General features: G+C 57.0%; 21 protein-coding genes and 2 pseudogenes. 10 read left to right on the top strand and 13 right to left on the bottom strand.

The features are described 5' to 3' along the window. Positions 1-109: 109 nt before the first annotated feature. The 4 genes and pseudogenes from ACL2XM_RS06985 to ACL2XM_RS06970 all read right to left on the bottom strand — a co-directional run. A pseudogene (locus ACL2XM_RS06985) lies at positions 110-235 on the bottom strand (IS630 family transposase); the annotation flags it as partial. Positions 236-299: 64 nt separating this feature from the next. Further along, entirely contained in the window at positions 300-2,621 is a 2,322-nt protein-coding gene (locus ACL2XM_RS06980; protein WP_413730259.1) for a TonB-dependent siderophore receptor, read from the bottom strand. Positions 2,622-3,016: 395 nt separating this feature from the next. Further along, the gene (locus ACL2XM_RS06975) at positions 3,017-3,178 is read right to left on the bottom strand and encodes a hypothetical protein (protein WP_413730257.1); all 162 of its coding nucleotides are present in this window, start codon (positions 3,176-3,178) and stop codon (positions 3,017-3,019) included. Between the two features lie 66 nt (positions 3,179-3,244). Next, positions 3,245-3,613 carry a carbohydrate porin gene (locus tag ACL2XM_RS06970; RefSeq protein WP_413730255.1) on the bottom strand — a complete coding sequence of 123 codons (369 nt, stop codon included), beginning with the start codon at positions 3,611-3,613 and terminating at the stop codon, positions 3,245-3,247. Here ACL2XM_RS06970 and ACL2XM_RS06965 point away from each other — a divergent pair. The 3 genes and pseudogenes from ACL2XM_RS06965 to ACL2XM_RS06955 form a co-directional block, all read left to right on the top strand. Further along, positions 3,563-4,715: pseudogene (locus ACL2XM_RS06965) on the top strand (LLM class flavin-dependent oxidoreductase); the annotation flags it as partial. The gene ACL2XM_RS06970 and the pseudogene ACL2XM_RS06965 overlap by 51 nt on opposite strands. A gap of 53 nt (positions 4,716-4,768) precedes the next feature. After that, a complete protein-coding gene (locus tag ACL2XM_RS06960) occupies positions 4,769-5,974 on the top strand; it encodes an aminotransferase class I/II-fold pyridoxal phosphate-dependent enzyme (RefSeq protein ID WP_413730254.1) in 1,206 nt (401 codons plus the stop codon). 796 nt (positions 5,975-6,770) lie between these two features. Then, the gene (locus ACL2XM_RS06955; protein WP_413730253.1) at positions 6,771-7,424 is read left to right on the top strand and encodes a GntR family transcriptional regulator; all 654 of its coding nucleotides are present in this window, start codon (positions 6,771-6,773) and stop codon (positions 7,422-7,424) included. Here ACL2XM_RS06955 and ACL2XM_RS06950 read toward each other — a convergent pair. Beyond that, positions 7,419-7,565 carry a hypothetical protein gene (locus ACL2XM_RS06950; protein ID WP_413730252.1) on the bottom strand — a complete coding sequence of 49 codons (147 nt, stop codon included), beginning with the start codon at positions 7,563-7,565 and terminating at the stop codon, positions 7,419-7,421. The genes ACL2XM_RS06955 and ACL2XM_RS06950 overlap by 6 nt on opposite strands. Before the next feature lie 162 nt (positions 7,566-7,727). On the opposite strand from ACL2XM_RS06950, the gene ACL2XM_RS06945 reads away from it, so the two are divergent. The 5 genes from ACL2XM_RS06945 to ACL2XM_RS06925 all read left to right on the top strand — a co-directional run bounded on the left by ACL2XM_RS06945 (position 7,728) and on the right by ACL2XM_RS06925 (position 12,213). Further along, positions 7,728-8,636 (top strand): transporter substrate-binding domain-containing protein, encoded by a 909-nt coding sequence (locus ACL2XM_RS06945; protein ID WP_413730251.1) that lies wholly within the window; start codon positions 7,728-7,730, stop codon positions 8,634-8,636. A 103-nt stretch (positions 8,637-8,739) separates the two neighbouring features. Next, entirely contained in the window at positions 8,740-9,486 is a 747-nt protein-coding gene (locus tag ACL2XM_RS06940) for an amino acid ABC transporter permease (protein ID WP_413730250.1), read from the top strand. 3 nt (positions 9,487-9,489) lie between these two features. Then, positions 9,490-10,182, top strand: coding sequence for an amino acid ABC transporter permease (locus ACL2XM_RS06935; RefSeq protein ID WP_413730249.1), 693 nt, complete (start codon positions 9,490-9,492; stop codon positions 10,180-10,182). Positions 10,183-10,316: 134 nt separating this feature from the next. Then, the gene (locus ACL2XM_RS06930) at positions 10,317-11,537 is read left to right on the top strand and encodes a glycine hydroxymethyltransferase (RefSeq protein WP_413730248.1); all 1,221 of its coding nucleotides are present in this window, start codon (positions 10,317-10,319) and stop codon (positions 11,535-11,537) included. A 403-nt stretch (positions 11,538-11,940) separates the two neighbouring features. Then, a complete protein-coding gene (locus tag ACL2XM_RS06925) occupies positions 11,941-12,213 on the top strand; it encodes a helix-turn-helix domain-containing protein (RefSeq protein WP_413733200.1) in 273 nt (90 codons plus the stop codon). A gap of 23 nt (positions 12,214-12,236) precedes the next feature. Here the strand turns inward: ACL2XM_RS06925 and ACL2XM_RS06920 are convergent, their stop codons facing one another. The 8 genes from ACL2XM_RS06920 to ACL2XM_RS06885 form a co-directional block, all read right to left on the bottom strand. Beyond that, entirely contained in the window at positions 12,237-13,679 is a 1,443-nt protein-coding gene (locus ACL2XM_RS06920) for an N-acyl-D-amino-acid deacylase family protein (protein WP_413730246.1), read from the bottom strand. Beyond that, positions 13,669-15,324, bottom strand: coding sequence for an ABC transporter ATP-binding protein (locus ACL2XM_RS06915; RefSeq protein WP_413730245.1), 1,656 nt, complete (start codon positions 15,322-15,324; stop codon positions 13,669-13,671). The genes ACL2XM_RS06920 and ACL2XM_RS06915 overlap by 11 nt, the downstream gene beginning before the upstream one ends. Then, on the bottom strand, positions 15,321-16,196 hold the full coding sequence (locus tag ACL2XM_RS06910; protein ID WP_413730244.1) for an ABC transporter permease: 876 nt from the start codon (positions 16,194-16,196) through the stop codon (positions 15,321-15,323). Before ACL2XM_RS06910 ends, ACL2XM_RS06915 begins: the two co-directional genes overlap by 4 nt. Positions 16,197-16,206: 10 nt before the next feature. Beyond that, a complete protein-coding gene (locus ACL2XM_RS06905) occupies positions 16,207-17,148 on the bottom strand; it encodes an ABC transporter permease (RefSeq protein ID WP_413730243.1) in 942 nt (313 codons plus the stop codon). Between the two features lie 32 nt (positions 17,149-17,180). Then, positions 17,181-18,779: an ABC transporter substrate-binding protein gene (locus ACL2XM_RS06900; RefSeq protein ID WP_413730242.1), complete on the bottom strand. Its 1,599-nt coding sequence runs from the start codon at positions 18,777-18,779 to the stop codon at positions 17,181-17,183. Positions 18,780-18,893: 114 nt separating this feature from the next. Continuing rightward, positions 18,894-19,748 carry a D-amino-acid transaminase gene (locus ACL2XM_RS06895; RefSeq protein WP_413730241.1) on the bottom strand — a complete coding sequence of 285 codons (855 nt, stop codon included), beginning with the start codon at positions 19,746-19,748 and terminating at the stop codon, positions 18,894-18,896. Between the two features lie 17 nt (positions 19,749-19,765). After that, positions 19,766-20,689 (bottom strand): N-carbamoyl-D-amino-acid hydrolase, encoded by a 924-nt coding sequence (locus tag ACL2XM_RS06890; RefSeq protein ID WP_413730240.1) that lies wholly within the window; start codon positions 20,687-20,689, stop codon positions 19,766-19,768. 121 nt (positions 20,690-20,810) lie between these two features. Continuing rightward, complete coding sequence (locus ACL2XM_RS06885; protein WP_413730239.1) at positions 20,811-21,731, bottom strand: LysR family transcriptional regulator; 921 nt, start codon at positions 21,729-21,731, stop codon at positions 20,811-20,813. Between the two features lie 173 nt (positions 21,732-21,904). Here ACL2XM_RS06885 and ACL2XM_RS06880 point away from each other — a divergent pair, with 173 nt between their 5' ends. Both ACL2XM_RS06880 and ACL2XM_RS06875 read left to right on the top strand, forming a co-directional pair. After that, positions 21,905-22,804 (top strand): AEC family transporter, encoded by a 900-nt coding sequence (locus ACL2XM_RS06880; RefSeq protein ID WP_413730238.1) that lies wholly within the window; start codon positions 21,905-21,907, stop codon positions 22,802-22,804. A 1,215-nt stretch (positions 22,805-24,019) separates the two neighbouring features. Next, positions 24,020-25,114: a GGDEF domain-containing protein gene (locus ACL2XM_RS06875; protein ID WP_413730237.1), complete on the top strand. Its 1,095-nt coding sequence runs from the start codon at positions 24,020-24,022 to the stop codon at positions 25,112-25,114. Positions 25,115-25,310 lie beyond the last annotated feature (196 nt).

Raw genomic sequence — 25,310 nt, 5'->3', positions numbered from 1 at the left:
AAGTATTATCTGACCCATCAGTGAAGCTGGGAAAGCGTGTAAGGACGGTAGCACGCCTACGGCGTGAGCGTGTCTGCTTCGCGGACCCGACAGCACGACCCCTGCTTTATGTTGAGCGCACGCAGCAAAGTGTTCTGCCAACGTCACTGACGCGGTCGCCAGAGTGCAATATCAGCATGACAGTGAATTTGCGGGCATGGTTTTTGTCCCGGATTTTATGGATAGTTTTCTGCATCGGGCCGCGAGAGGGATTGCCCTACCCGCAGCCCTCATACGTCAGTATGTGTTATTGGTTGGCATCAGAAATGCAAACCTAGTTGCATATAGTAGGTTCGACCCGATTCGTTGTACGTCCGCGCGCCTGCGCCATAGGCATAGGTACCGGAATTCCCGGAGGTAGTCGAGTTGCCCTCCCGGAAGTGTCGTTTGTCCAGGAGGTTATCAATCCCTCCGGTCAAATCCACGGATTTGTTAATGTTATACGTCGCGCTCATACCAAACAGAGCGTAAGGGGACACCTGCCAGGTTTCGCTGCCGGTGGTGGTTTCTCCTTTGGCGTTATATTTCTTGGGTTTTTGCTTGCCATACCATGTCATCGTACCCTGCACGGACAGGTCGTTCCTGGCCTGCCAGTCCAGCGTCGAATTAATCGTGTATTTCGGGATGATAGTCAGGTAATCACCGGTGGTTTTGTTTTTATTTTCGATGATATAAGTGAAGTTGTTCTTCATCATCACCGTTTCACTCAGCGGGAAGTTAAGCGTACCTTCCAGGCCCTGGACTACCGCTTTAGGGACATTCTCCCACTTGTAGATGTCTGATGTACTGTTGGAGTATTCCGCTGCTTCGCCCGCCTCAATCTTGTCGCGGTAGTCATTGCGATACCAGGTCAGACCAGCCTGCACATTATCGTGATGATATTCAATCCCGACCTCTTTATTGACGCTGGTTTCGGCCTCCAGATCCTTATTCCCCTGCAGATAGCAGCTGCCGGCGCTGGCATAGCATCCATTGCCGCTGCTGTATAACAGGTAGTTAGGGTTGGTCTGATACAGGTTCGGCGCTTTCCAGGCCCGGGCAATACCCATCTTCAAAGTGAAATCATCGCCCAGTTCCTGAGACAGATTTAATGCCGGGCTGAGGTTGCTGCCGGTGATGGTCTGATGATTAAACCTCAGCCCCGGTGTCAGACGGGTGGAGTCGGTTAGATCAATATTGTCCTCGGTATAAAGGCCGTAAATATCCGCCGAGCTGTAGGCACTACGGCCGGAGCTGGACACACCGCTTACCGCGCCGCCGGATGTTGTGGTCAGCGTATTCGAGGTGGGATCTTTCATCGTCTGATGATTCATCTCCGCACCAAAGGTGACGGTCTGGTTAACCCACATCTCGAAAGGGATATTAATATCGGAATGCAGGTTGGTATCGTTCAGATAGATGGTGGAGAACCCTTGATCCGCGCTGCTGAACATACCTTCAACGCCACCAGACAGCCCTTCCTTCAGGCGGGAATTACGTGTTTTTTCAAACTGAATGTAGTTACTGGTAGTTATCCCGTTATCCCAGGCACCGGTGTATTTCAGACTCAGATCCTGACGATAGATGATGTTTGTCTCTTTGCCGTAATACTTTTTCACCAGCGTGCTGGTGTTGGTGTTTTGGGTATCCCCCGCATAGAGATTACCCTGACGGCTGAAACCGGCATCCAGCTCCAGCGCCTGCATCGGCATAAATTCCCAGCGCAGGGCGGTATTAATATTTTTATTAATGACACCCTCACGGCCAGCCGGCACCATACCGGCATATCTCCCGGTACGTTCAGCCTCATGACCGCTGTTGATGTCCTGTGCATCTGCCTGGGTTTTGCTCCAGTTTCCATAGAGGCGCATGGTCAGGTTATCAGCCAGCTCCCCGCTCAGGTTGGCGTTATAGCGTTTGGTAGCACCTTCAGATTTGTGCTCTGGTACGCTGAAATAGCTATTGAAACTGCCGTGCCACTCACGGGCTGCCGGTTTGGTAATGATATTCACCACCCCTCCCATGGCGGCATTGCCGTACATGGCCGCAGCCGGGCCGCGAATGACCTCGATACGCTCAATCATCTCGGCGGGCACCCAGTTGCTGTCACCACGGGTATCACGTTCGCCACGCCAGCCATAACGTACGGAATTGCGGCTGCTCACCGGCATGCCGTCAACCAGGATCAGGGTATTTTCCGGCCCCATACCGCGGATATCGATCTGGCGGTTGTTGCCGCGCTGGCCACTGCTGGAGTTGCCGGTCAGATTCACACCCGGCATGGTGCGGATAATTTCGGAAACATCACGCTGAATGGGGTGTTTTTTGATGGCCTCGCTGTTAATTATCGACACACCAGGCGCCTGCAGGTTTTGCTTCGCCGCGGTCACTACGATGGTATCGCCCGCCGTTGCCGCGGCGCTGTCGTTATCGGCAAGCGCTGACGCACCGTCGCTTGCCTTGGCGTCGCCCACCGTCGCGGGGGATGATGCCGGCGCGGTGGTAGTACTGTCGGCCGCGGGCGCGGCCAAAGGAAATGCCAATGTCCCCAGGCCCAGACTGATTAGGGTCGCTAGGGAGTAACCTGATAATGTAGTATTCATAAGTTCCCTGAACTGCAGCCGATCTTGAGACTGCCCAAGCGAAATCCGGCAGTATGAACGGCCTGATATGTTATAAAATTGATAAAATAAGCAGTTTTTTCAGTAACTGCCCGGCAGCGAAAATGTAATGTTAAATCACTGTTAACATTACGTTATCCCATCGTTCAGTCACTCCCTTGACAAATAAAACGACCCTTGATGGAACTTTTACACATTATTGCAAATGGAAATAATTATCAATGGCATTTAGATTGTGTTTCGCATTTAAAATTTCACATTCAGGATTTAAACGAGGAATCAAGCCCAGCGGTAACTATCTACGAAGTTGACAGTTACCGGGCTTACGATGCTAGTTGCCTTAAATACTAAGTCTTATTCCGCGCGCGCTAAAAGAATCAATATCCAGTTTTATCTGCCGCAACCGCTACGCTGCTGGTCGCTGCGCCGACCTCATGGATACCGTCATCCCTCTTACCGGTCACATCAAGAATGGCAATGAAAACATAGCGTTCCTCGTAAGCTTTTAGAAAACCACTGCGGTTTATGTACCAAGACATTTAATGATCTTTACCATCATTAGCGGTGCGGCCATCAATACCGCACCTTATCCCGATATCCTATGGTTACCACCAGACTTCAGCTTGGGCACCAACGGTAAATTGATCGCTCTTACTGTCGGCAAACTCAAACTGACTAATGCCATTCCCCAGCACTTTCAGGTAGGCGCCGTAACAACGAATTTCCGAACGTGAGGTGCGCATACTGGTACCCAATTTAAAAGTCTGGAGCAGCGTGGTTTTATATCCTTTCTCGTGATATTCCACGCCACCAGTTTTATTTTTCTGATCAAACCAGCCTAATCCAATGCCTGTCTGGTGAGTGTCGCTCCAGATATAAGCGGGACGGATAACTATGCGGACATGGTCAAAATTGGTAAAGACGCCAAATTTGACCTTTTTTTTGTCGGCGACGCGCTGGCCACCAGCGTACACCGCCTGCCGTCCACTATGGCGCGGCTCGAGCCGCTCACGCTGTTGGCCACCCTGGCGGTCTCCACCCGTCATATCGGCCTGGCGGCCACCGCCTCCCCCACCTTCAGCGATCCCTTTACGCTGGCCCGCGCGTTTTCATCCCTGGATCATATCAGCCGGGGCCGGGTCGCCTGGAACGTGGTGACCTCGTATTCTACCAATGTGGCACGCAACTTCAGCCGGGAGGATATGCCCGACCACGCGGCGCGCTATGCCCGGGCGCGCGAATTCCTCGAGGTAGCATTTAAGCTGTGGAACGGCTGGCGGGATGGGCGGTGGTGGCCGATCGGACCAGCGGCCGCTATTTCGACGACGACAAGATCCAGCCGATCAACCATCACGGCGAACATTTTTCGGTGCAGGGACCGCTGAACATTTCCCGCTCCCCCAGGGGCGGCCGGTGATTATTGAAGCCGGGTCCTCGGCCGATGGCCAGACGCTGGCGGCGCAGACTGCCGAGGTAGTGTTCACCGCCAGCGCCTCCCTGGAGGAAGGACGGGCGTTTTATCGCAGCCAGAAACAGGCGGTGGCGGCCGCCGGACGCGATCCCAAAGCAGTGCTGATCTTGCCGGGGGTGATGCCGATCGTCGGCCGCAGCCGTGAGGAGGCCCGGGAAACCTGGCGTCAGCTTAACGCGCTGGTGGATATCGACAACGGGCTTGACCAGCTCTCCGCCCGCTTTGGTCTGGATCTGCGCGCCTACCCGCTGGACGGGCCGGTACCGCCGGTGCCGGACGGCGAGGGAAATCAAAGTCGCATCAAACTGTTGACCGATCTGGCGGCGCGCGATGGCTTGACCCTGCGCGAGCTGGCGGCGGTGGCCGCCGGATCCCGTGGACACCGGGTGGTGGTAGGCAGCGCTGACGATATCGCCGATGACTTCCAGCAGTGGCTGGAGGCAGGCGCGGCGGACGGCTTTAACGTGATGCCCGCGATTATGCCGGAACAGCTGGATCTGTTTATCGAGCTGGTGACCCCAGAGCTCCAGCGCCGAGGGTTATTCCGCACCTCATACCCTTTCGCCACGCTGCGCGAGAACCTGGGGCTACCGGCGGCGAGCTGAGCACGCCCGCCCCAGACCTCCCGCGCCTGAAGAACGTTTTTAGAGGAACCGCAATGAGTATTCGACTATCGCGACGTGTCCAGCGTGTGACGCTCTCCGCCAACGCCGCCGCCAAGCAACGCACCAATGAATTAAAAAGCGCCGGGGTGGATATTCTTGACCTGACCACCGGCGAACCGGATTTCGACACCCCCGAAGCCGTCAAGCAGGCGGCCTACCGGGCCATCGCCCAGGGTGAAACGAAATACACCGCCACCCCCGGCGTGCGCGCGCTGCGGGAAGCCGTGGTGCGCAAGCTGTCGCGGGAAAACCGGCTGGCCTATCCCCTGGCGGAAGTGGTTATCGCCAACGGCGCCAAACAGATCATTTTCAACGCATTCGCCGCTACCCTGGATGACGGGGATGACGTGCTGGTGCCGACGCCGTACTGGCCCACCTTCCCCGACAGCGTGCGTTTTAACGGAGGCGAGCCGCGTTTCCTGCCCTGCCCTTTGGAGCAGGGCTATAAGCTGCTGCCGGCGCAGCTGGAACAGGCCATCGGGCCGCGTACCCGCTGGCTGGTCCTTAATACCCCAGGCAATCCCAGCGGCGCGGTCTATGCCCGCCAGGAGCTGGAAAAACTGGCGGCGGTGCTGCGTCGCCACCCCCAGGTACTGGTGATGCTGGATGAACTGTACGAACATATCCTGTTCGACGGCCGCCAGCATATCGGGCTGCTGAACGTCGCGCCGGATTTGCGAGACCGCGCGCTGCTGGTGGGCGGCGTGTCGAAAACCTATGCCATGACCGGCTGGCGCATCGGCTACGGCGCCGGTCCGGCCACGTTGACGCAGGCCATGGTGGTCACCCAGTTGCAGATCTCCTCGGGCGCCAGCTCGGTGAGCCAGGCGGCGGCCCTGGCGGCGTTTGAAGGCGGCCTGGATTTCCTGCCGCCCCAGGTGGCCAGCTATCAGCGGCGCCGTGATACGCTGGTGGAACATCTTAGCGCTGTGGACGGGCTGGAGCTACTCCCTCCCCAGGGCAGTTTTTTTGTATTCTGCCGCTGCGCGGGACTGCTGGGGCAACGGCGGCCGGACGGCCGCCGGCTGGAAAACGAGGTGGATGTGCTCGATTACCTGCTGGAACGCGGCGTATCGGGCATCGGCGGCAGCGCTTATGGCTTGTCGCCCTATTTCCGCCTTTCCATCGCCACCGATGATGCCACCGTGGCCGAAGCGGGCCGGCGTATCGCCGCCGCTTGCGCCTTGTTAATGAAATGACTGCTCGCCCTGCCGGCAATCCAAGTTAGATCGCGCCCTGGCGGGTGCTGCCGTCGACCCCATGGGGATACCGGGGGCCAGGGCGACGTAGCGGTAAATAAGATGGTGGATCACGCGGATATTCGCGGGTTGGATACCGCATTACAGAGATCCGTCATCTGATCCCGCCACTTACTTACGACGCGAACTAGCGTTGCGCTGCCGTCGTGAAGCGTCGCCATGGGTTGCTCTTGTTCCGGGCTACGCCGCCTTCAGGAAACGCTCTTCGATAATGCTGGTTCTCTGGTTTCTTGTTCTCTTATGCCATCCGTGTGTCGTGCGGTTCCCGCGTGAGCGACATCGCCAGCCGGCCAATATCCCAGATAAAACCGGCCAGCTCCCGGGCGACGGCCACAATGGGAATATTTGCATTCTTCCCTTTTGCCACGAGCCTGCGTCATCTGGATCCAAAAGGGCGAACAGGATATCGGGCGCAAGCTCGACGGGATTTTCCGCCGCTGGCACCGCGACAGCTTGGCCGCCCTGGCGGATAAACGCGGTTGGTCGTACCTAGCGCCGGCGCTCGACAAGATGTGCCGGGAGACATTAAACGAGCAGTTATCCTGGGGGGCCATCCCAAGCTCAGGCTTTTTTGCCGCGCCACGTCATCCGCCGGCAGTCCAGCCCGGGTTATCCTCGGCTTATAGCAAAAACCGCTGTGCATTATGTTATCGTTATAGATGTTAGCTTTATAGCGGGCGGCCTTAACCGCCCGTCCCGTCGTCTACTTTGCATAGGGTGTATTATGATCGCAGGCATGCCAATCTCACGCCGAACGCTCCACAGTGAGATAGCCGATTTCATTCGTGACATGATCGTCCGGGGAGAGCTGGAGCCGGGCAGCAGGATCCCCGAAAAAGATCTGTGCGCACGTTTTGATATATCCAGAACACCCCTGCGCGAAGCGCTGAAGGTTCTGGCTACCGAAGGCATGATCATCTTGCTCCCGCAGCGCGGCGCCCGCGTGGCGGCGTTGACTAATGAAGAGCTGTACGAAATCTTCCCGATAATCGCCAGTCTTGAGGGCCTGGCCAGCGAGTTGGCTTGCCAGCATATCACCCGCGACGAATTAGCCGCTATCGAACAACTCCACGCGCAGATGCTGCTGGCTTACCAGCGGCAAGACAAACTCGACTATGCCCGCCTGAATCGGGAAATTCACCTTGCCCTGTTCAGCGCGGCCAGAAACCAGTCGCTGCTGGCACTCTATAAAACCCTTGAGCTGCGCATCAGGAATATCCGCCATACCGTGCGCCAGTTGCCGAAAGACTGGCAGCGGGCGGTGAACGAGCATGAGGAAATCATGGCCTGCCTGCGCGTAAAAAACGCCGCGAAACTGGCAAAGACCATGCGCAAGCATATCATGAGCACCGCCAACGCCGTCAAAAATGCCATGGATGCCAAGCTATAATATCCTGTCGGCCATGGCGCCGGGACCGTTATAGCGTCCGCTATCAGGCGCGTCCCGCGGCGTCGCCAGCTCCCTGACGTCATAGGTTTTTCTTATCAGTAATCTGGTTTTTACCTCCTGTGAAATGAATTCATTATTCATTATTTATTTTTATTGACCCCTCGCTCCAGCCGATCAATTCTTGCACGGTTCCCGGTCGCGCACCCAGGGTTTGCTTTCCCAGGGCGGCGGCGATCCCGAGCTCGCCGGCCGTCGGCGTTGATGCGTTCAGGCAACAGTTAATCACCTTTCCACGGAGCTACAATGAACAGACATTTTTTGGTTAACTTTTTTTGCCTTCTGGCCCTGGCGGGCACCGCCGCCAGCGCCGCGGAACTTGATGGAACGCTTAAAAAAATCGCCGACAGCGGCCAGATCACCGTGGGCCACCGTGATGGCGCGGTCCCATTTTCCTACTACGACGATAATCAGCGGCCGATCGGTTATGCGATGGATATCTGCAACGCGGTAGTGGCGGCAGTCAAAGCCCGCGTCCATAAACCAGAACTGGCGGTGAATACCCTGCCGGTCACCGGCACTACGCGTATTCCGCTACTGGCTAACGGCACCATCGATATGGAATGCGGCACCACCACCAATAACGCGGAACGACAAAAACAGGTGGCTTTTTCGACCACCTATTTTGTCGCAGCCGTGCGCATCATGTCCAAAAAGAGCGCACCGGTTGCCTCAATGGCGGAGCTTAAGGGTAAAACCATCGTCACCCTGTCCGGTACCACCAGCGTCAAAATCGTCAATGACGCCAATAATTCCCAGCATCTGGGCATGACCATCCTGACGGCCAAGGACCTGGCGGAGGGCATGCTGACCCTGGAGACCGGACGGGCGGCCGCGCTGATTTTTGATGATGTCTCACTGGCCGGCGCGCGGGCCACGTCCAAGTCGCCTGACGCGTTCCAGATCTCCGATCGGCCGCTATCCGTCGAGCCTTACGGCATTATGCTGCGCAGGAATGACGAACAGTTTAAGCAGTTGGTCAACGACACCATCGCCGGCCTGTACCAAAGCGGGGCCATTAACGGCATCTATAACAAGTGGTTTACCCAACCCATCCCGCCGCGGGGCATCAATATGCAATTCCCGATGTCCGCCCAGTTGCAAAAGGCGATTGCCCATCCAACGGATGACGCCAATCCCGAGGTCTATCGCTAATGCCGGCGCAAGTAACCCTGGCGGATGATCATCCCGGGCGCGTTGGTCGGCATGGCGCGCAGCCTCGACCGCAGGTCTTGGCTGCGGCAGGACAAGTGGCAAAATGAACTATAACTGGAACTGGGCCGTCTTTTTCGATACCGCATCCGACGGCGCCCATACCTGGTGGCAGACGCTGGTCATCGGCCTCGGCTGGACGGTGGCCACCGCCGCCTGCGCCTTTTTTATCGCGCTGGTCCTGGGGGCGCTTGCCGGCGTGGCGCGCAATACGCCGAACCGGTGGTTAAATAGCTGCGGCAGCGCATTTGTCGAGGTATTCCGCAATATTCCCCTGCTGATGCAAATGTTCCTTTGGTATTTCGTCTTTCCGGAAATGCTGCCGGCGGCGCTCGGCGACCAGTTGAAGCAATTACCGAACGCGCAGTTTTATACAGCGGCGCTCTGTTTGGGATGCTATCACGGTGCCCGTATGGCGGAAGTGGTCAGGGCCGGCCTGGAAAGCCTGTCCAAAGGCCAGCGCATGGCGGGACAGGCGTTGGGGCTGACCCTGGCGCAAACCTATGCTTATGTGCTGCTGCCGGTGGCAATGCGCATGGTGACCCCGGCGGTAACGTCCGAATTGTTAAGCTGCACCAAAAACACCTCGGTGGCGCTGGCGATAGGGCTGATTGAATTGACCGGCGGCGCCCGCGCCATGCAGGAAAACACCTTCCAGGTGTTTGAAGCCTTCAGCGGCGCGACCCTGCTCTATCTGCTGCTCAACCTGGCGGTGGTTTTTTTCATGCGCGGCGTGGAGAAAAAAGCCGCGCTACCCGGATTTGCAACCGGCGTCGGCCGGGAAAAGGGCTGATTGATGCTGACGGGATTTGACTATCACACTATTATCCGCACCCTGCCGTATCTGTTTATGACCGGGATGAGCTTTACCCTGCGCCTGACGCTGTGCGCAACCCTTGCCGGTCTGGTGTTCGGCACCTTGCTGGCGCTGATGAGGCTGTCCGGCATGCGTTTTTTGTCTATTCTGGCGACCTGTTATGTCAACCTGATGCGCTCGCTGCCGCTGGTTTTGGTGATCTTCTGGTTCTATTTTCTGGTGCCCTATCTCCTGCAATCGGTCACCGGCGCCGCCTCGCCGGTGCGGGTGGACCCGTTCTGGTCATCGGTGATTACCTTCAGCCTGTTCGAAGCCAGCTATTTTTGTGAGATTGTCCGCTCGGGCATACAGTCGCTGCCCAGCGGGCAGTCTTCCGCCTCGCAGGCGCTGGGTATGACCGGCCGGCAGACCATGCTGTACGTGATCCTGCCGCAGGCCATGCGCAATATGCTGCCGCTGTTCCTGACCCAGACCATTATTTTATTCCAGGACACCTCGCTGGTCTATGTACTGTCGATTACTGATTTCCTGGGCGCCGCGGCCAAGATTGCCCAGCGCGACGGACGCCTGCTGGAGATGTATCTGTTTGCCGCGGCGGTCTATTTCCTGATGTCGTTTGCCGCCTCGTACTCGGTGCGGATGCTGCAAAAACGGGTGGCCATTATTCGCTAGAACTGATGCGTCTCGGGTTTATCTGCCGTAGCCTGAGCTGCGCCCAGGCCAACCGGAGATCAATGGCAACCTTTTATCCGGCCGATCGCGCGGTTAGCATGCGCGCTATTTTCTCCTTATACCATGGTGCTTACATGTCCCCATTACCAACTGTTTCGGTTCCGTCCGCTGCGGGAAACAACGCAGCGCTGTTAGCCCTTGCAGGCCAGCGCCTCAATGTTCTGCAACATGAGCGCGTGGTGCTCTATGCCGGCGCAAACCTGCCCAGTCCCGAGGCAATGGCGGCTTATTCCCCGGGATTAAGCGCCTATCCGGCCATGGGACCCAGTTTTGATAAGGAGCAGCCCGATACCGGCCTGGTCTCCGCGCTTGAAGTGGCCGTTGCCGATCAGATTAGCCGGCTGTTCGGTTCACTCTGGGCGGACACGCGCCTGCCGAACTGCACTACCGCCAACCTCGCCGTTTTCCACGCGTTCGCCAGACCGGGCGATCTGTTGCTGGCTCCCGCAGCCGCCCATGGCGGGCATTTAAGCCAGCGCAAAGGCGGAACGCCCGAATTGGCGGGCCTTAACGTTGAGGATCTGCCCTACGATGAACATCACCTTTGTCTTGACCCGGCGGCGGCGGCGGCGATGATCCTGCGCCGAAAACCACGTCTGGTGATGCTGGGACGCTCGGTCATGCTTAAGGCGGACGATATAACGCCGGTGATAAACAGCGCGCAGCGGGTCGGCGCCAAAACCATTTTTGACGCGTCCCATGTACTGGGGCTGATCGCCGGCGGGATGTTTCCCAATCCCCTGTCGCTGGGGGTGGATATCATGACCAGTTCGACGTATAAGACGCTGCCGGGCCGACCGCACAGTATTATTGCCGGCGGCAATTTGGCCGATCGGGCTTTGTTGGCCAGCGTCATCGAAAATCGCATGATCGCCAACGGCGATGCCGGCTGTTTACCGTCCCTGCTGGTGACTCTGGAGCAGGCAAAACAGAACGGCGCGAACTACGCGCGCCGCATTTGCCGCAATACCGCCGCCATGGCCGCGGCGCTCAGGGCGGCAGGCGTCGTGGTGATGGCGGCGCAGCCCCATGAAACCGCGACCCATCAGTTGCTGATCCCCATGAGCCCGGCGCTGTCGGCCAAACAGACCCTTGCCGCGCTTGAACAGCAGGGGATACTGGTGGGCACCTGCGCCGATCCGGCCGCCGCCGGTCATTTCGCCCTGCGCGTCGGCACCCAGTTCATGACCACCCTGGAGCTTGATGAGACCGGGTTTGCCCGCATCGCGCAACGCCTGGCCGCGCTGTTGGAACGGACAGCCGATAATCGTATGCGGATACGAGCCGGGAGGTAACTCGCTTTACGCTCGACATCAGGCCATACGGCCAGTGGCGCAATGCATCCCAATGCCGCTGGCCGGTTTTCCCCCACGGCTGCAGGCTAGCGTGGGAGACCGCAGCTTCGGCCATTATCTGCGGAGCAGCCAAACGCCGACCTCTCGTGGCCTGGGAACCTTTATTTCCTTATTTGGGGCAAACGTCCTATCAGTATCACTGAAACTGTTGATCTGTTCAGTTGGCACAGGCTGTCGAGAGGAAAATATTTCCTGAAGTGGCGATGCACCTGCAGCAAAAACCGATCGCGATTATGTATTTTGCCATTGGCATGAAAATGATTTTAATAATGCGGTTTGGATAATTCCCGCCGCGAGATGACCAGACGTACGTTACCGTCAAGTAGAAAATGTACTCGATTCACTGCAAGCATCCAGATCAAATATTGAAAAGAAATTTATTACCGAATTGGGCATGACAATCCACAAAGTGATCCAGGAAGAGCGGTTGAGGAAAGCCAAGGAACTTCTCACCACCACCGCAATCCCGATTAGCGAAATCTGCAAATTATGCAGTTATAATACCATCCAATATTTTTATTTTATTTTTAATCAACAAACGGGAATGACTCCCTCGAAATACCGTAACAGCCGGTCTTATCAAAACCAAGGTAAAGATGCCGATTTGATTTATTGACAAGTTTCGTTCAACTATGGCCGCTATGCATTATCCGGCTGACGTTTCAACAACCGCCCCCGCCGTTCTTGTACCTGCCCGTCCTCGTAACCCGCCACGCCATTGACTACCACCAGATCGATCCCGGGCGCTTGCCGGCATGGGTCACCGTAGGTGGCGACGTCCTGGATCCGCTCCATGTCCACCAGGGTTATATCGGCGAACGCCCCTTCGCGCACCACGCCGCGATCCCGCAGGCGAAAGCGCGCGGCCGGCAGCCCCGTCATCTTGCGCACCGCCTCGGCCACATCGAACAGCCGCAGATCGCGGCAATAGTGTGCCAGCACCCTGGGAAAGGTGCCCCAGAGGCGCGGATGAGGATTAGGGTCGTTCGGCAAGCCGTCGGAACCAATCATTGACAGCGGATGCGCCAGGATCTTGCGCACGTCGTCTTCGCTCATCATGCTGTAGATCGCCCCGGCCGGGCGCAGGCGTTCTGTGGCTTGCCATTGGTCGACACCCCACAACGCGGCAATCTCTGCAAGCCGCTGCCTGGCCATTTCCGGGTGCGGCTCCGACCAGGTGATATAGATCTCCATCTGTCCGTCGACGCGCCAGGCGTCAAGCGTGGTGGAGCTGGCCGCATACGGATAGCAATCGCAGTTGCAGGGCTGCTGGCCGGCGGCTTTTTCCAGCGCGGCCAGGGCCTGCGGCGCACGGCCCCAGTTGCCCGCGCCGGCGCACTTGAGGTGTGATATCACCAAGTCCGCCCCGGCATTACGGGCGGTGCTGAACGACTCTTGCAGCGAGTCCAGCAAACCGTCGTGTTCATTACGCATATGCGTGGTGTACAGCGCGCCGTAAGCGCCGACAATGTCTACCAGGCGCTGCATTTCCGCCGCCGGCGCCTGTTTGGCGTTGGTGTAGGCCAGACCGGAGCTGAGGCCGATGGCGCCATCGTCGAGGGCGCCTTTCAGCGCCGCGCACATGTGTTCCAATTCGCACTCCGTCGCCGGTCGATCGAATTGCTCCATGACGTTGGCCCGCAGCGCGGTGTGGCCGATCAGCGCCGCCACGTTGACGCTCGGGCCGGCGCGCTCAACCGCGTTGGCATAATCCCCGAAGGTCGGGTAAACAAATACCTCCTGCGCGCCCAGCAGGTTCATCGGGTCCGGCGGCGCGCCGGGCAAGGTCACCGGCGAGCCGCTGATGCCGCAGTTGCCGACGATCACCGTGGTAACGCCCTGGGAGATTTTGGCAAGCATGTCCGGACTGCGGATAACCTGGATGTCGTCGTGGGTATGCACGTCGATAAAACCCGGCATCAGGCAGCGCCCGGCACCGTCAATCACCCGTCGCGCAGTCTGTCCGGCAAGATTGCCGATAACGGCTATCCGATCGCTACGGGTCGCGACGTCGGCGATATACGGATCGGCGCCGGTGCCATCAACCACGGTGACCGCACGGAACAATAAATCAAACGCCATGTGAGATCCTCCGGCCCGCGGCGAAATCCCAGCCCTTGCCGGGAACCGCGTCCATCAATTGTTGAGTATAGGGATGCCGCGGGCGGGTCAGAACATCGCAGGCCGGTCCGTACTCGATAACCTTGCCGTGTTGCATCACCAGCACGTCGTCGCATAACTGCGCCGCCACGCGCAAATCGTGGGTGATAAACAAAATGGCGACGCCCATACGGTGTTGAATATCGCCAAGCAATTGCAGCACCTGCGCCTGAACCGAAACATCCAGAGCGGACACCGCCTCGTCGGCGACGATCACGTCCGGCTCCATCGCCAGCGCGCGGGCGATGGCGATGCGTTGCCGCTGTCCGCCGGAAAACTGATGTGGATAACGGTCGATGGCGTCGGCGGGCAGCCCAACCAGTTCAAGCAACTGCTGGCCGTTCGCCCAGGCCTGGGCGAACGACACGCCGTGATTCATCGGTCCTTCCACCAGGCTCTTGCCAATGTTCATACGCGGATTGAGCGAACGATTGGGGTCCTGGAAGATCATCTGTATCCTTTTGCGGTGAGGTTTGAGTCCGGCGGTCGAGAGTTCGGAAATATCATTGCCGGTAACCCGGACCGCACCGCTGGTAGGCGTCAGCAAACGCATCACGCAACGCGCCATCGTCGACTTGCCGGAACCGCTTTCGCCGACGATCCCAAGCGTCCGGCCGCGCTTAAGGGTGAAGGTCACATCGTCCAGCGCGCGCGTACCCTCGCGCCGATTACCGAACCAGCTTAGCGCCGTGCCGGCGGCCGGATAGATTTTGCCCAGTTCAATGACGTCAAGCACCACCTGCGTCCTGTGCAGCTCACCGCGCGCGGGCCGCGGCACCAAGCCTGGGACCGCCGCCAGCAGGGCTTTGGTGTAATCCTCGCGCGGTTGCGACAGTACCTGCTCTACCGTGCCGGATTCCACGATACGTCCCTGGCGCATGACGCAGACGCGGTCGGCGATATCCACCACCACCCCCATATCGTGGGTGATAAACAGCACCGCGGTACCGTGTTTTTGCTGCAGCTCGCGGATCAGTTTAAGAATCTGTTGTTGGGTCGTCACGTCCAGCGCGGTGGTCGGCTCATCGGCGATCAGCAGGCGCGGCTCGAGCACCAGCGCCATCGCTATCATGATGCGTTGGCGCTGGCCGCCGCTGAGTTGATGCGGATAAGCATCATAAACCCGTTCGATATCCGGCAGATGCACCTGCGCCAGCGCGCTGATAACCTGCGTACGGCGCTGCGAGGCGCTTAAATCAGTATGGGTCTGCAGCACTTCGTCGATCTGGCGTCCCACCGTAAGCACCGGGTTGAGCGCGGTCATGGGCTCCTGGAAAATCATCGCCATGCGGCTGCCGCGCAGCGCCTTAAGCCGCCGGTTGCCGACCCGCAGGACATCTTCGCCGTCCAGCAGCACTTGCCCGCCCATCACCCTGAGCGCGCCTTGGGGCAGCAGACCCAGGGTGGCCAGCGACGTTACCGACTTGCCCGAACCGCTTTCACCCACCAGGCACAGCGTCTCCCCGGCACGGATACCGAATGAGATATCCTGCAGCACAGGAATGCCCTGCGCGGTATCAACACACAAATGCTCTACCCGCAGGGTGTCGTTTTGCCGTTCACTCATGCGCCGCCCCTTTTGTTCATGCGTGGGTCGAGGGCATCGCTCACCGTGTCGCCCAACAAGTTGATCGATAAAATACACAGCGACAGCGCCAGGCCCGCCCACAGCACCAGCGAAGGCTTGAGCTGGAAGTACAGGCGGCCTTCGGAAATAATGTTCCCCCAGGTCGGCGTCTCGGTGCCGATGCCGGCGCCGAGAAACGACAGGATCGCTTCGGTCAGGATCGCCGACGCGCATATATAGGTGCCCTGCACAATCAGCGGCGCCAGAGTGCCGGGCATCAGGTGCCGGATCAGGATCCTGAAGGCCGGCGTGCCCATCAGCACCGCGGCCTCCACATACGGCTCCTCACGGATCGACAGCACCCGCGAGCGCACCAGGCGCACCACCTGCGGGATCTCCGGCACCATGATGGCTATCATCACCGTCCATATGCCGGCGCTGCTTAGCGAGACGATAGCAATGGCCAGCAGGATGCCGGGGATCGCCATCAGACCGTCCATCACCCGCATCAGCACGGCGTCCAGGCGCCGGAAATAACCGGCCAGCAGACCCAGCGGCAAGCCAATCAGCACGCTCAGCACGGTCACGCCCAGTCCCACCATCAGCGAGATGCGCGCGCCATAGACAATACGCGAAAACAGATCGCGGCCATAAGCATCGGTACCGAGCCAGAATTCGGCGCCGGCTGGCCTGAGCCGAAGCGCCGGAGATAGGGCAATGGGATCGTGATTGGCAATCCAGGGCGCGAACACCGCCATGGATACAATCAGCATCAGGCAGATCAATGCGATAATCGATGTCAGCGGCAGACGCGGCAGTGTTAACCAACGATACCGGGGGGCCGGCAAGGTCAGGAGATCCGGTTTACTCATGGCAATGCCCTCAGTAGCGAATGCGCGGATCGCTGAGCGCGTACGACAAGTCGATCAGCAAATTGATGATGACATATACCCCGCTGGTCAACAGGATCATGCCCTGAATAACCGGATAGTCCCGGGCCAGCACGGCGTCGACAATCAAGCGCCCCAGACCCGGGATGTTGAATACGCTTTCGGTGACCACCACCCCGGAAATCATCAGCGCGAAACCGGCGCCAATCACCGTCAGGATCGGGATGGAGGCATTGCGCAGCGCATGCCTAAACAGCACGTGGATTTCGGCCAGGCCCTTGGCGCGGGCGGTACGGATGTAGTCTTCGCCCAACACTTCAAGCACGCTGGCCCGCGTCATCCGCGCCACCAGCGCGATGTAGACCGACGATAAGGTCAATGCCGGTAATACAATACGCTGGGCAAACGGCCAGACTCCCCCGGTGATGCTGCGAAAACCCTGTACCGGCAACCACTTCAGTTCGATGCCGAATACGGTAATCAGCACATAACCTATGACGAACACCGGTATCGAGAATCCCAGTACCGACGTCGACATCACCAGATTGTCTATCCAGCTACCGTGTTTCCAGGCCGCCAGTACCCCCAGCGGTACCGAGATAAGGATAGTGAAGGCAATCGCCGTCAGCGCCAGGCTCAGGGTCGGCTCCAGGCGCTGGCCGATCATGCCCAGTACCGGCGTGTGGGCCATCAGGGAGGTGCTGAAATCTCCCTGCAGCAGTTGCCAGACCCAGACGAAAAACTGCCGGTACAGCGGCTCGTTCAGGCCCAGGCTTTCGCGGATGGCCGCCAGTTGCTGCGGAGTTGCCATATCGCCGGCAATAATCGCCGCCGGATCGCCCGGCGACAGCCGCAGCAGCAGGAAGACAAACAGCGCCACCACCAGCATCACCGGGATAGCCGCCAGTACGCGGCGAATGAAGTAACCCATCATCGAAGCCTCCGAAGGCAATAATTATCCGCTAATCAGTCGCTTTTCTCGACGTTCCAGAACACGGTGGACGGCCCGGTCATCAAGTGGCTGATATGGCTGTTCCAGGCCGCCACGTCGTAATACTGACCCAGCGGGATATAGCTGACCTGGTCCATCGCACGCCTTTGGATTTCGACCGCAATCTCTTTCTGCTTGGCGGGATCGGTGGCGGTGGCGAAATTCACCCGCAGTTCATTCATCTGCGGGTCGGTCGGCCAGCCGAACCAGGCTCCCTGCCGGCCACCGCCATCGAGCATGGGGTTGACCACCGGGTTCCAGATGGTTTCCGCGTTCCAATAGGTAAAGAACAGATTCCAGCCGCCCTGCGCCGGCGGGTTCTGGTTGGCGCGGCGCGATACCAGGGTCTGCCAGTCCATCGGTTGCAGCTCTACGTTGAACCCCGCATTGCGCAGGGCCTGAGCCGCCACTACCGGTTGTGGCGCCTGGCTCGGGACGTCGGTCGGCTGCATGATAACCACCGGCGTGCCGTCATAGCCGGCTTTTTTCAACAGCGCCCTGGCGGCGTTCAGGTCGCCGCCGCGGGTCAGCGACTCGCCGCCCGCCTGACTGTCCAGCGCCGTGCCGCAGCCGAAGACCGACGCGCACAGTCTGAAGTACTTCGGGTTGCCAACCAATGCATCAAGTACATCCTTCTGGTTCATCGCCAGCAGCGCGGCGCGGCGAATGTCGGGATTGTTGAACGGAGGATAAAGGAAGTTCATCCGCCCGCCGGTCATCAATCCCAGTTTGCTCAGGACGCCGGACTTGAGATGATCGTCGGCCTGGATCATCGGCAACAGGTCAATGGGCACCTGCTCGATAAAGTCGATGTCACCGGAAGACAGTGCGTTGATCGCGGTCATGCGGTCGGGCATATTGATCCATTCGACGCGATCAACCTTAACCACCTTGCCGCCGGCAGTGCCGCTGGCAGGCTCCTTGCGCGCAATGTATTCTTTGAATTTTTCGTAGACCACCCGGTTGCCGGGGTCGAATTCGCCGGCGACGAATTTATAGGGGCCGGAACCGGTATAGTCGGTGATAGTCTTGCCGTCAGGCGTATCGGCGACCCGCTCCGGCATCATGAATGCCGCCACCGATGAAGGCTTGGCCAGCAGTTGCAGGACGTAGCCGAAGGGTTTGGCCAGCGTCAGGGTAATGGTTTTGTCGTTGGTGGCGGTGATACCCGCGGTGTACTTCATCATCAGTTGACCGCCGACATCGAACCGTGCCCAGCGCTTGAGGGAAGCGACGCAATCGGCGGCGGTCACCGGTTTGCCGTCATGCCACAGCAGGCCGTCGCGCAGGGTAAAGGTGTAGGTCAGGCCGTCGGGCGAGACGCTCCAGTCGGCCATTTGCGGCTTGGGCACAAAGTTTTCGTCCATGCCAATCAGGGTATCGTAAATCATGAAGCCATGGTTGCGGGTGATCTGCGCGGTGGTTGCGATAGGATCCAAAACACGCAGGGATGACGACATTACCGCGTGCAGGGTTTTCTCCGCGCCCAGGGCGTACGGCGTGTTCATGGCGGCAATCAGGCCGATAGGCAGCAACAGGCGGGTAACCAGGGAACGGGACGGACGTACTTTCATTCTCAATACTCCTCAAAAATGGCAACGTTCGGTGTCGGCGCTCTTGCCCTGCGGCGCGACGTAGTTAGACCAGACCGGGCACTTTGGCGCGCCCGGCGACGCCATTCCCGGCGCTCAGACGCTCCCCGCCAGCGCATGGCCGATATATAGCTGGCGCAGTCGGCGGGTTAACGGCCCCGGCGTGCCGTCGCCGATGGGCTGGCCGTCCAGGGTCACCACCGGATAAATAAACGATGTGGAGGAGGTCACGAAGGCTTCAGCGGCATTCTTTGCTTCCTCCAGGCTGAAGGCGCGCTCTTCGCGTTGCAGGCCGTGTTCTTTCACCAGGACGAGCAGCGCGCCGCGCGTGATGCCGGGCAACAGCGCGCGGGAAAGCTCGCGGGTCACCACCGCGCCGTCGCGGGTTATGATAAACGCATTATTGGAGGTACCTTCGGTCACCCGTCCATCCTTCACCAGCCAGGCGTCGTCGGCGCCCTGGGCTTTTGCCTGTTCCTTGGCCATGCAGGCGTAGAGAAGTTGCGTGGTTTTGACATCGCTGCGCCCCCAGCGCATATCCGGCAGACCGATGATATTCATGCCGCGTTTTGCCAGCGGACTGTCGAGCACCGCCTTGGCCTGGGTGAAAAGCGCCACCGTCAACGGCGTGTCCGCGGGCGGATACAAAAAGTCGCGGTCTGCGGCGCCACGGCTGACCTGCATATACATCAAGCCTTCGCACAGCGCATTGCGCGCGATAAGCTGCCGGTGGACCGCCAGCAGCTTATCGTCGTCAAGCGGCAGGACCAGAGCCAGCTCCGCCAGCGAGCGGCGCAGGCGGGCCAAATGCGCCTTGGCATCCACCAGCTTGCCGCCCAATACGGCGGTCACCTCGTAAATGCCGTCGGCGAACATAAAGCCGCGATCGAAGATGGAAATCTTCGCATCATTCTCGGCAATAAACTCTCCGTTGAGATAAACGGTGCGCATGGACTGTCGTCTCCTGGTCAGGGGCGCTGGACGCCGGTTTGGCGGGTAATGATGCCGTAATGCTCGATACGCCGGTGGCGGGCGAAATCGAAAATGGTGGTCTTGCCGAAATTGCACAAATCCATATCGCAGCGGTGGACGATAAGCTCGTCGTCCTGCCCTTTAGCCCTGGCGACCACAAAACCGTTGGGATCGATGATTACGCTGCCGCCCATCAGCGGGAAGCCGTCCTCGACCCCGGCCTTGGCCACGCCGACCACCCAGGTGGCGTTTTGATAAGCGCCGGCCTGCATGCACAATTCGGAATGGAACAGCCGCTGCTGTTCGCCTTCACCGGGTTTTTGCGAGTTGATTGACGGCGTGTTATAGCCCAGCGTGACCAGTTCCACGCCCTGCAGTCCCATGACACGATAGGTTTCCGGCCAGCGGCGGTCGTTGCAAATGCACATGCCAATCACGGTTTCCCGATCCTCCCATGTGGGGAAACCCAGGTCGCCGGGTTCGAAGTAGCGTTTCTCCAGGTGCTGGAAGTCGCGGCCGGTATCGAACTCGACGTGTCCGGGCAGATGTATCTTGCGGTATTTGCCGATGATGCTGCCCTGGCGGTCGGTTAAGATGGAGGTGTTGTAATGATGCCCCTCAGGGGTCAACTCGGCGTAGCCGAAGGTGATGGCGATGCCGTGCTCACGCGCGAAATCGAACAGCGGGCGGGTCGCCTCGTTGGGCATCTCCCGTTCGAACCAGGTATCCACCTCGCGCTGATCTTCCATATACCAGCGGGGAAAGAACGTGGTCAGGGCCAGCTCCGGGAAGACCACCAGTTCACATCCCTGCTGCCGGGCCTGTTCCAATAGCGCCAGCATACGCCGGACCACCGTTTCCCTTAAATCGCTTTTTTGAATAGCCCCCAACTGGGCGCCGCCGATGACGATTTCGCGCATGCCGTTTTCCTCCCACAAGACCGACCCGATGCCGGCAAACCTTTTGCGTTACTTAGGGTCATTGTGGGAACTTCAGGTAAGGATGTCGTATGCCAATATGTCGGCCTTGGTTAACCTGAGGTTAATCCATATTGAACAGGTGAAAACCGCTGCCGCCGAGCGTGTTGCGCAATTGCTCGACAAACACCTGGGCAAACTGCGCCAAAGGCTCGCGCCGCAGGTGCACCAGGCTGATGGTCAGGCGTTCTTCGCTGAGGATGGGCAATACCGCCATCCGCCCCTCTCCCGAGGCGCGGAAGGAAATTTCATCGACCACGGAAAAACCACTGCCGTTTTTGACCAGCGCGCACGCGTGGTGGGGCGAGTCGACATCGATGCTTGGCCGGTATGGCAAGCCCACATGTTCGAAGGCCATCTTCATGAAGCTGTAGAACGGCGTATCGGCGGTATAGCCGATGAACGCCGCATCCGCCAGCGCCTGGGGCAACTCGTCGGCCTGAACCCGGGTCAGCGGATGATCCTGCGGGCACACCACCATAACCCGGATATAGCTCAGCGGCACCGCGCGCAGGTTGGGATGATCGATGGGGAACAGGGAAATACCCAGATCCGCCTGCCGGTCAAGCAGCCGGTCGCGCAGCAGGACATGTCGCAGGCATTCCAGGCTGATGCGAATATCCTCGTTGCACTGCCGGAAAGCAGCAATGGCGTCCGGCACCAGTTGATGCCCCAGGCTGGGGCTGCTGGCGACGCGCAGCACGCCGTGACGCTGCTGGACCAGATTGTGCAGCGTGGTATTGACCCGCAGGATATCGCGATACACCGATTCAACATCGTTGAACAGGCTACGCGCCTCCGGCGAGGGATATAGCCGTCCCTTGACGCGCTCGAACAGCTGGAAGCCGATACGCGCCTCGGTGTGCGAGAGCATCCGGCTAACCGCCGGCTGGGAAACAAACAGCAGTTGCGCGGCGCCATTGATGGAACCGGTGATCATGACAGCGCGAAAGACTTCGATCTGGCGCAAGTTGAGCGGCTGCATGCAACGTACCTCTGTGGAATTTTAGCGTTCGCGCCGGGGACAACGCATAACATCAGGTTATAGGAAGATAGCAATTAGTATGCCAATACACCCAATTGCCTGAAAATCGCGCTGACAGCGAAGGGATTAGCCAGTAAAAATAGCCTTCACCCATTGTTACAGGAGCCTTACCCGTGGCCGTTCCACAAACCATACTGCCCATCTCGCTGTTGATCATCCTGGGGTATGTCCAGGCGCGCCGGGGCGTTCTCGAGTCCCACGCCATCAAGGCATTGGGCGGCCTGGCCTTCAAGCTGTTCATGCCGATGGTGTTGTTTACCGGCATGGTCAACGCACCGCTGCACGACGGCCTGAACACCACGATCCTGGCGGCGTATTTTGTTCCGGCACTGATGGTTTTCGCCCTGGTCAACCTGTTCGCCCATCGCCGCCTCGGCCACCCAACGCCCTTTGGACTGACCGCCTCCTTTTCCAATAACGCCCTGATCGGCGTGGCGATGGTCTCGGGCCTGTTCGGCAACGACGGGCTAGTGCTGCTGTTCACCGTACTCGCCGTGCACAGCCTGCTGCTGTTCAGCTTCCAAAGCCTGTATGACAGTTTCGCCGGCAGCGAGCCGTTCAAACCCGGCCCGCTGGTAAGCAGCCTCGCCAATCCGATGATTGTCGGCCTGCTGCTGGGCACGGCGGTCAATCTGTCGAATGTGGCGCTGCCGGTCTGGACCACGCAATTAACGACCTGGCTGGCCCAGGCGGCGTTACCCTGCGCGCTGATCGCGCTGGGCGCCAATTTGGCGGGCTTTCGCCTGCGCCCCGGCGGGTCTGCCCTCGGCATTACCGCCGCCAAGCTTGTCGCCATGCCGCTGCTGGTTTTGCTGACGTGCATGCTGCTGGATATCGGCGGTATGCCGCGCCGGGTGCTGGTACTGATGGCCGCCAATCCCTCCGGCGTCAATGTGCTGGGGTTTTCGCGCTCGCTGGAAGACACCCAGGTAACCAGCTCGGCCATTTGTCTTTCAACACTCTTATCGGCCGTCACCCTGCCGCTGTGGATGTGGGTTGATAGCCTGCTGTAATCCGCCGGGCGTAACGCGGGGTAACAAAACGCCGGCGCCCGAAGGGGTTGAAGCAGGTTGCACCAAGGCTGGCGGCCGCAGAAAGACCACCACCGGTCGAGCAAGTCGTCCTGCCAGAGCGCCTGTGCCGTCGCCAGCATAACGCGCGGCTCCGGCAGGATCTGCGCTAGCATCCACTTGTACAATGCTGTTAGTTGCCTAAGGGAATAAAGCGCTGCAGGAAGCAGCAAGTGCCACAGATCTATATGCCGCATTGCCGACGGTAACAGTCGCCGTTTCAAGATCAGCAGTTGTGCCATAACAACCTGTTTAATCCAAGAAAACAAGTCGCTATAAAACAATCCTTTCCTGTGATTGACTAATGCATTTCTTGAACATGCTTGCTGCAAAAGACGCATTCGAGCCGCAGCGCCGCGCTATCACTGACTTATATCGATTTAGGCTTCGCTTTTCTAAAAAAAAAATTTCAAATAACGTTTGACATAAAATAATTAACAGAATGTTTGTAGGAAAAAGAGGGTGATTATTTAATGCCGTTTTTATGGTCTCACATGCGGTGTTGACCGCATAGATCTATACACCCATTCTCGCTTATGATGATAAGGTTTTCTTATGTAGATATTTCCCAGGAGAGCAATAAATATAAATCATTTTTGTGATACGTAATGAAATAGAAATCATCATTTCGATGTGATAAATAAAAATTTGCACAAAGTAACATTTTCACTTCATCATTTATGCCTTTTTTTAAATAGATCAGCCGTTAATTTTCAATTTCAGGTTTGTTTTTATTTCCCATAAACTATTTTCTATTACATTGCAGAATAGTTTACTAATGCCTTCATGAAATACTTCTGACGATATAAATTGAAACTTTCATGATAATTCATCTATAGATTAATTATCAATCAACTGCTGATCATTAATTCATCATAATAGAGGAATCGATCGTTAATAACAATAGTTACTCAAATATTGATAGGTTTTATCTATCAATAAGGTTTTTACGATCGATATAAACGATTAGAATAATAAATGCTAAGGGCGTTTAATTTGAAGTTAGGCTTTGTGTCGCCTTGGTAAGGTTAAGTCGTTCATAAAGGAATATCGACGAAGTATTAAGATTTAGAATAAAATATATAACTGGTGAGCTTCATTTGATGCAATATATAAAATATTGCAAGATTGTTATTATTTAAGCTAGGGTGCACAGTTATGGGAATTGTTGCATTGAGTCTGAGTGTTTATGTTAACATTTGCATCATTTTTGCAACTTTTTCTGCAAGCATTTTTTTACTTAGCCGCAATGAAGCCTTTTCATTTGATGCATCCTACAGCAAGCGTGTTATATTTGGTGTTGTCGGCGGACTTATTACCTTGAGCATTCAACAACAACATGGGGTTTTGACAACAGGTTTCCCCGTTTTTAGTTTCACTGGTTTACCCGTAATTTTAACAATAATAATTGGCGGCTGGGTCAGTGGTTTAATATCCCTGGCAATAGGTATCATTAATATTGATGGAGACCTTTATGAAAAGATGATTATGGGCCTCGTCCCACTAACCCTTTTTCCCTTTAAAATATGGCGTAGCACATCATCGAGAATACCTCTGTTTATTGTGTTTATCATTCTACTCTACAACACTATTACGTTTCATTTTATTAATAACTCACCGCATGATATAAACTCTCTGATAGTTTCTACACTTTTGGAGTGTTTTTGTTTTCTGATCATATATTATGCACTGATGGCTCAGAAATCCTATATTAAAGACAATATAATGATTAAGGATTTCGCCATGATTGACAGCGTCACTAATTTAAATAACCGCAAACGGGTTGATCAAGAAATTGTCCGACTCGCTCTAAAGAAAAACTCATTCGGGGTGGTATTGATTGATCTGGATGATTTCAAGCTTGTCAATGATCGTTATGGGCATCTTGTCGGCGATCAATTACTCTATGAAATAGCTGATGTTTTTAGAGGTACAACGCGAGCTAAGGATTTTGTCGGCCGTTACGGGGGTGAGGAGTTTATCATGTTCATCCAAAATCAGGATCCCGCTGCGGTGCTGTTGGTTTGCCAGCGTATCAGGCAAGCAGTTTCAAAAACGCTGTTTCTGGGAAATTCACAACAGCCATTCAATATCACTGTTTCTATCGGGGTGAGCATGCATTATGCCGATAAAGATCTTATGAAGAGTATACATCAGGCCGATCTGGCCCTTTATAAAGCCAAAAAGCAAGGTAAAAACACTGTCGTAATGAACGATTTCTTAACTGCGGCTTCAGATTTTTTGCATAAATAACTGAAAATGCTATTTACACTTATATTTTCCTGATTAAAGTCAGCCGTGAAAATTTAAAGCCTATGGTGATATGGATCATTCTATTTACATTTTTAAAAAATCAGTCGCTGCAGCAGCATGAACGGGGATCAGCGAGAGACTGTGAAGTGAAAGGGCCATGGTTCTTCTGGCAAGCAGTGATCTAATGAGTTCGAAC

The organism is Sodalis sp. RH20 (genome assembly GCF_047324205.1).
Classification (GTDB): domain Bacteria; phylum Pseudomonadota; class Gammaproteobacteria; order Enterobacterales; family Enterobacteriaceae; genus Acerihabitans.
The sequence above is the reverse complement of the archived record's forward strand: the minus strand, read 5'-3'. Positions and strand labels throughout refer to the sequence as shown.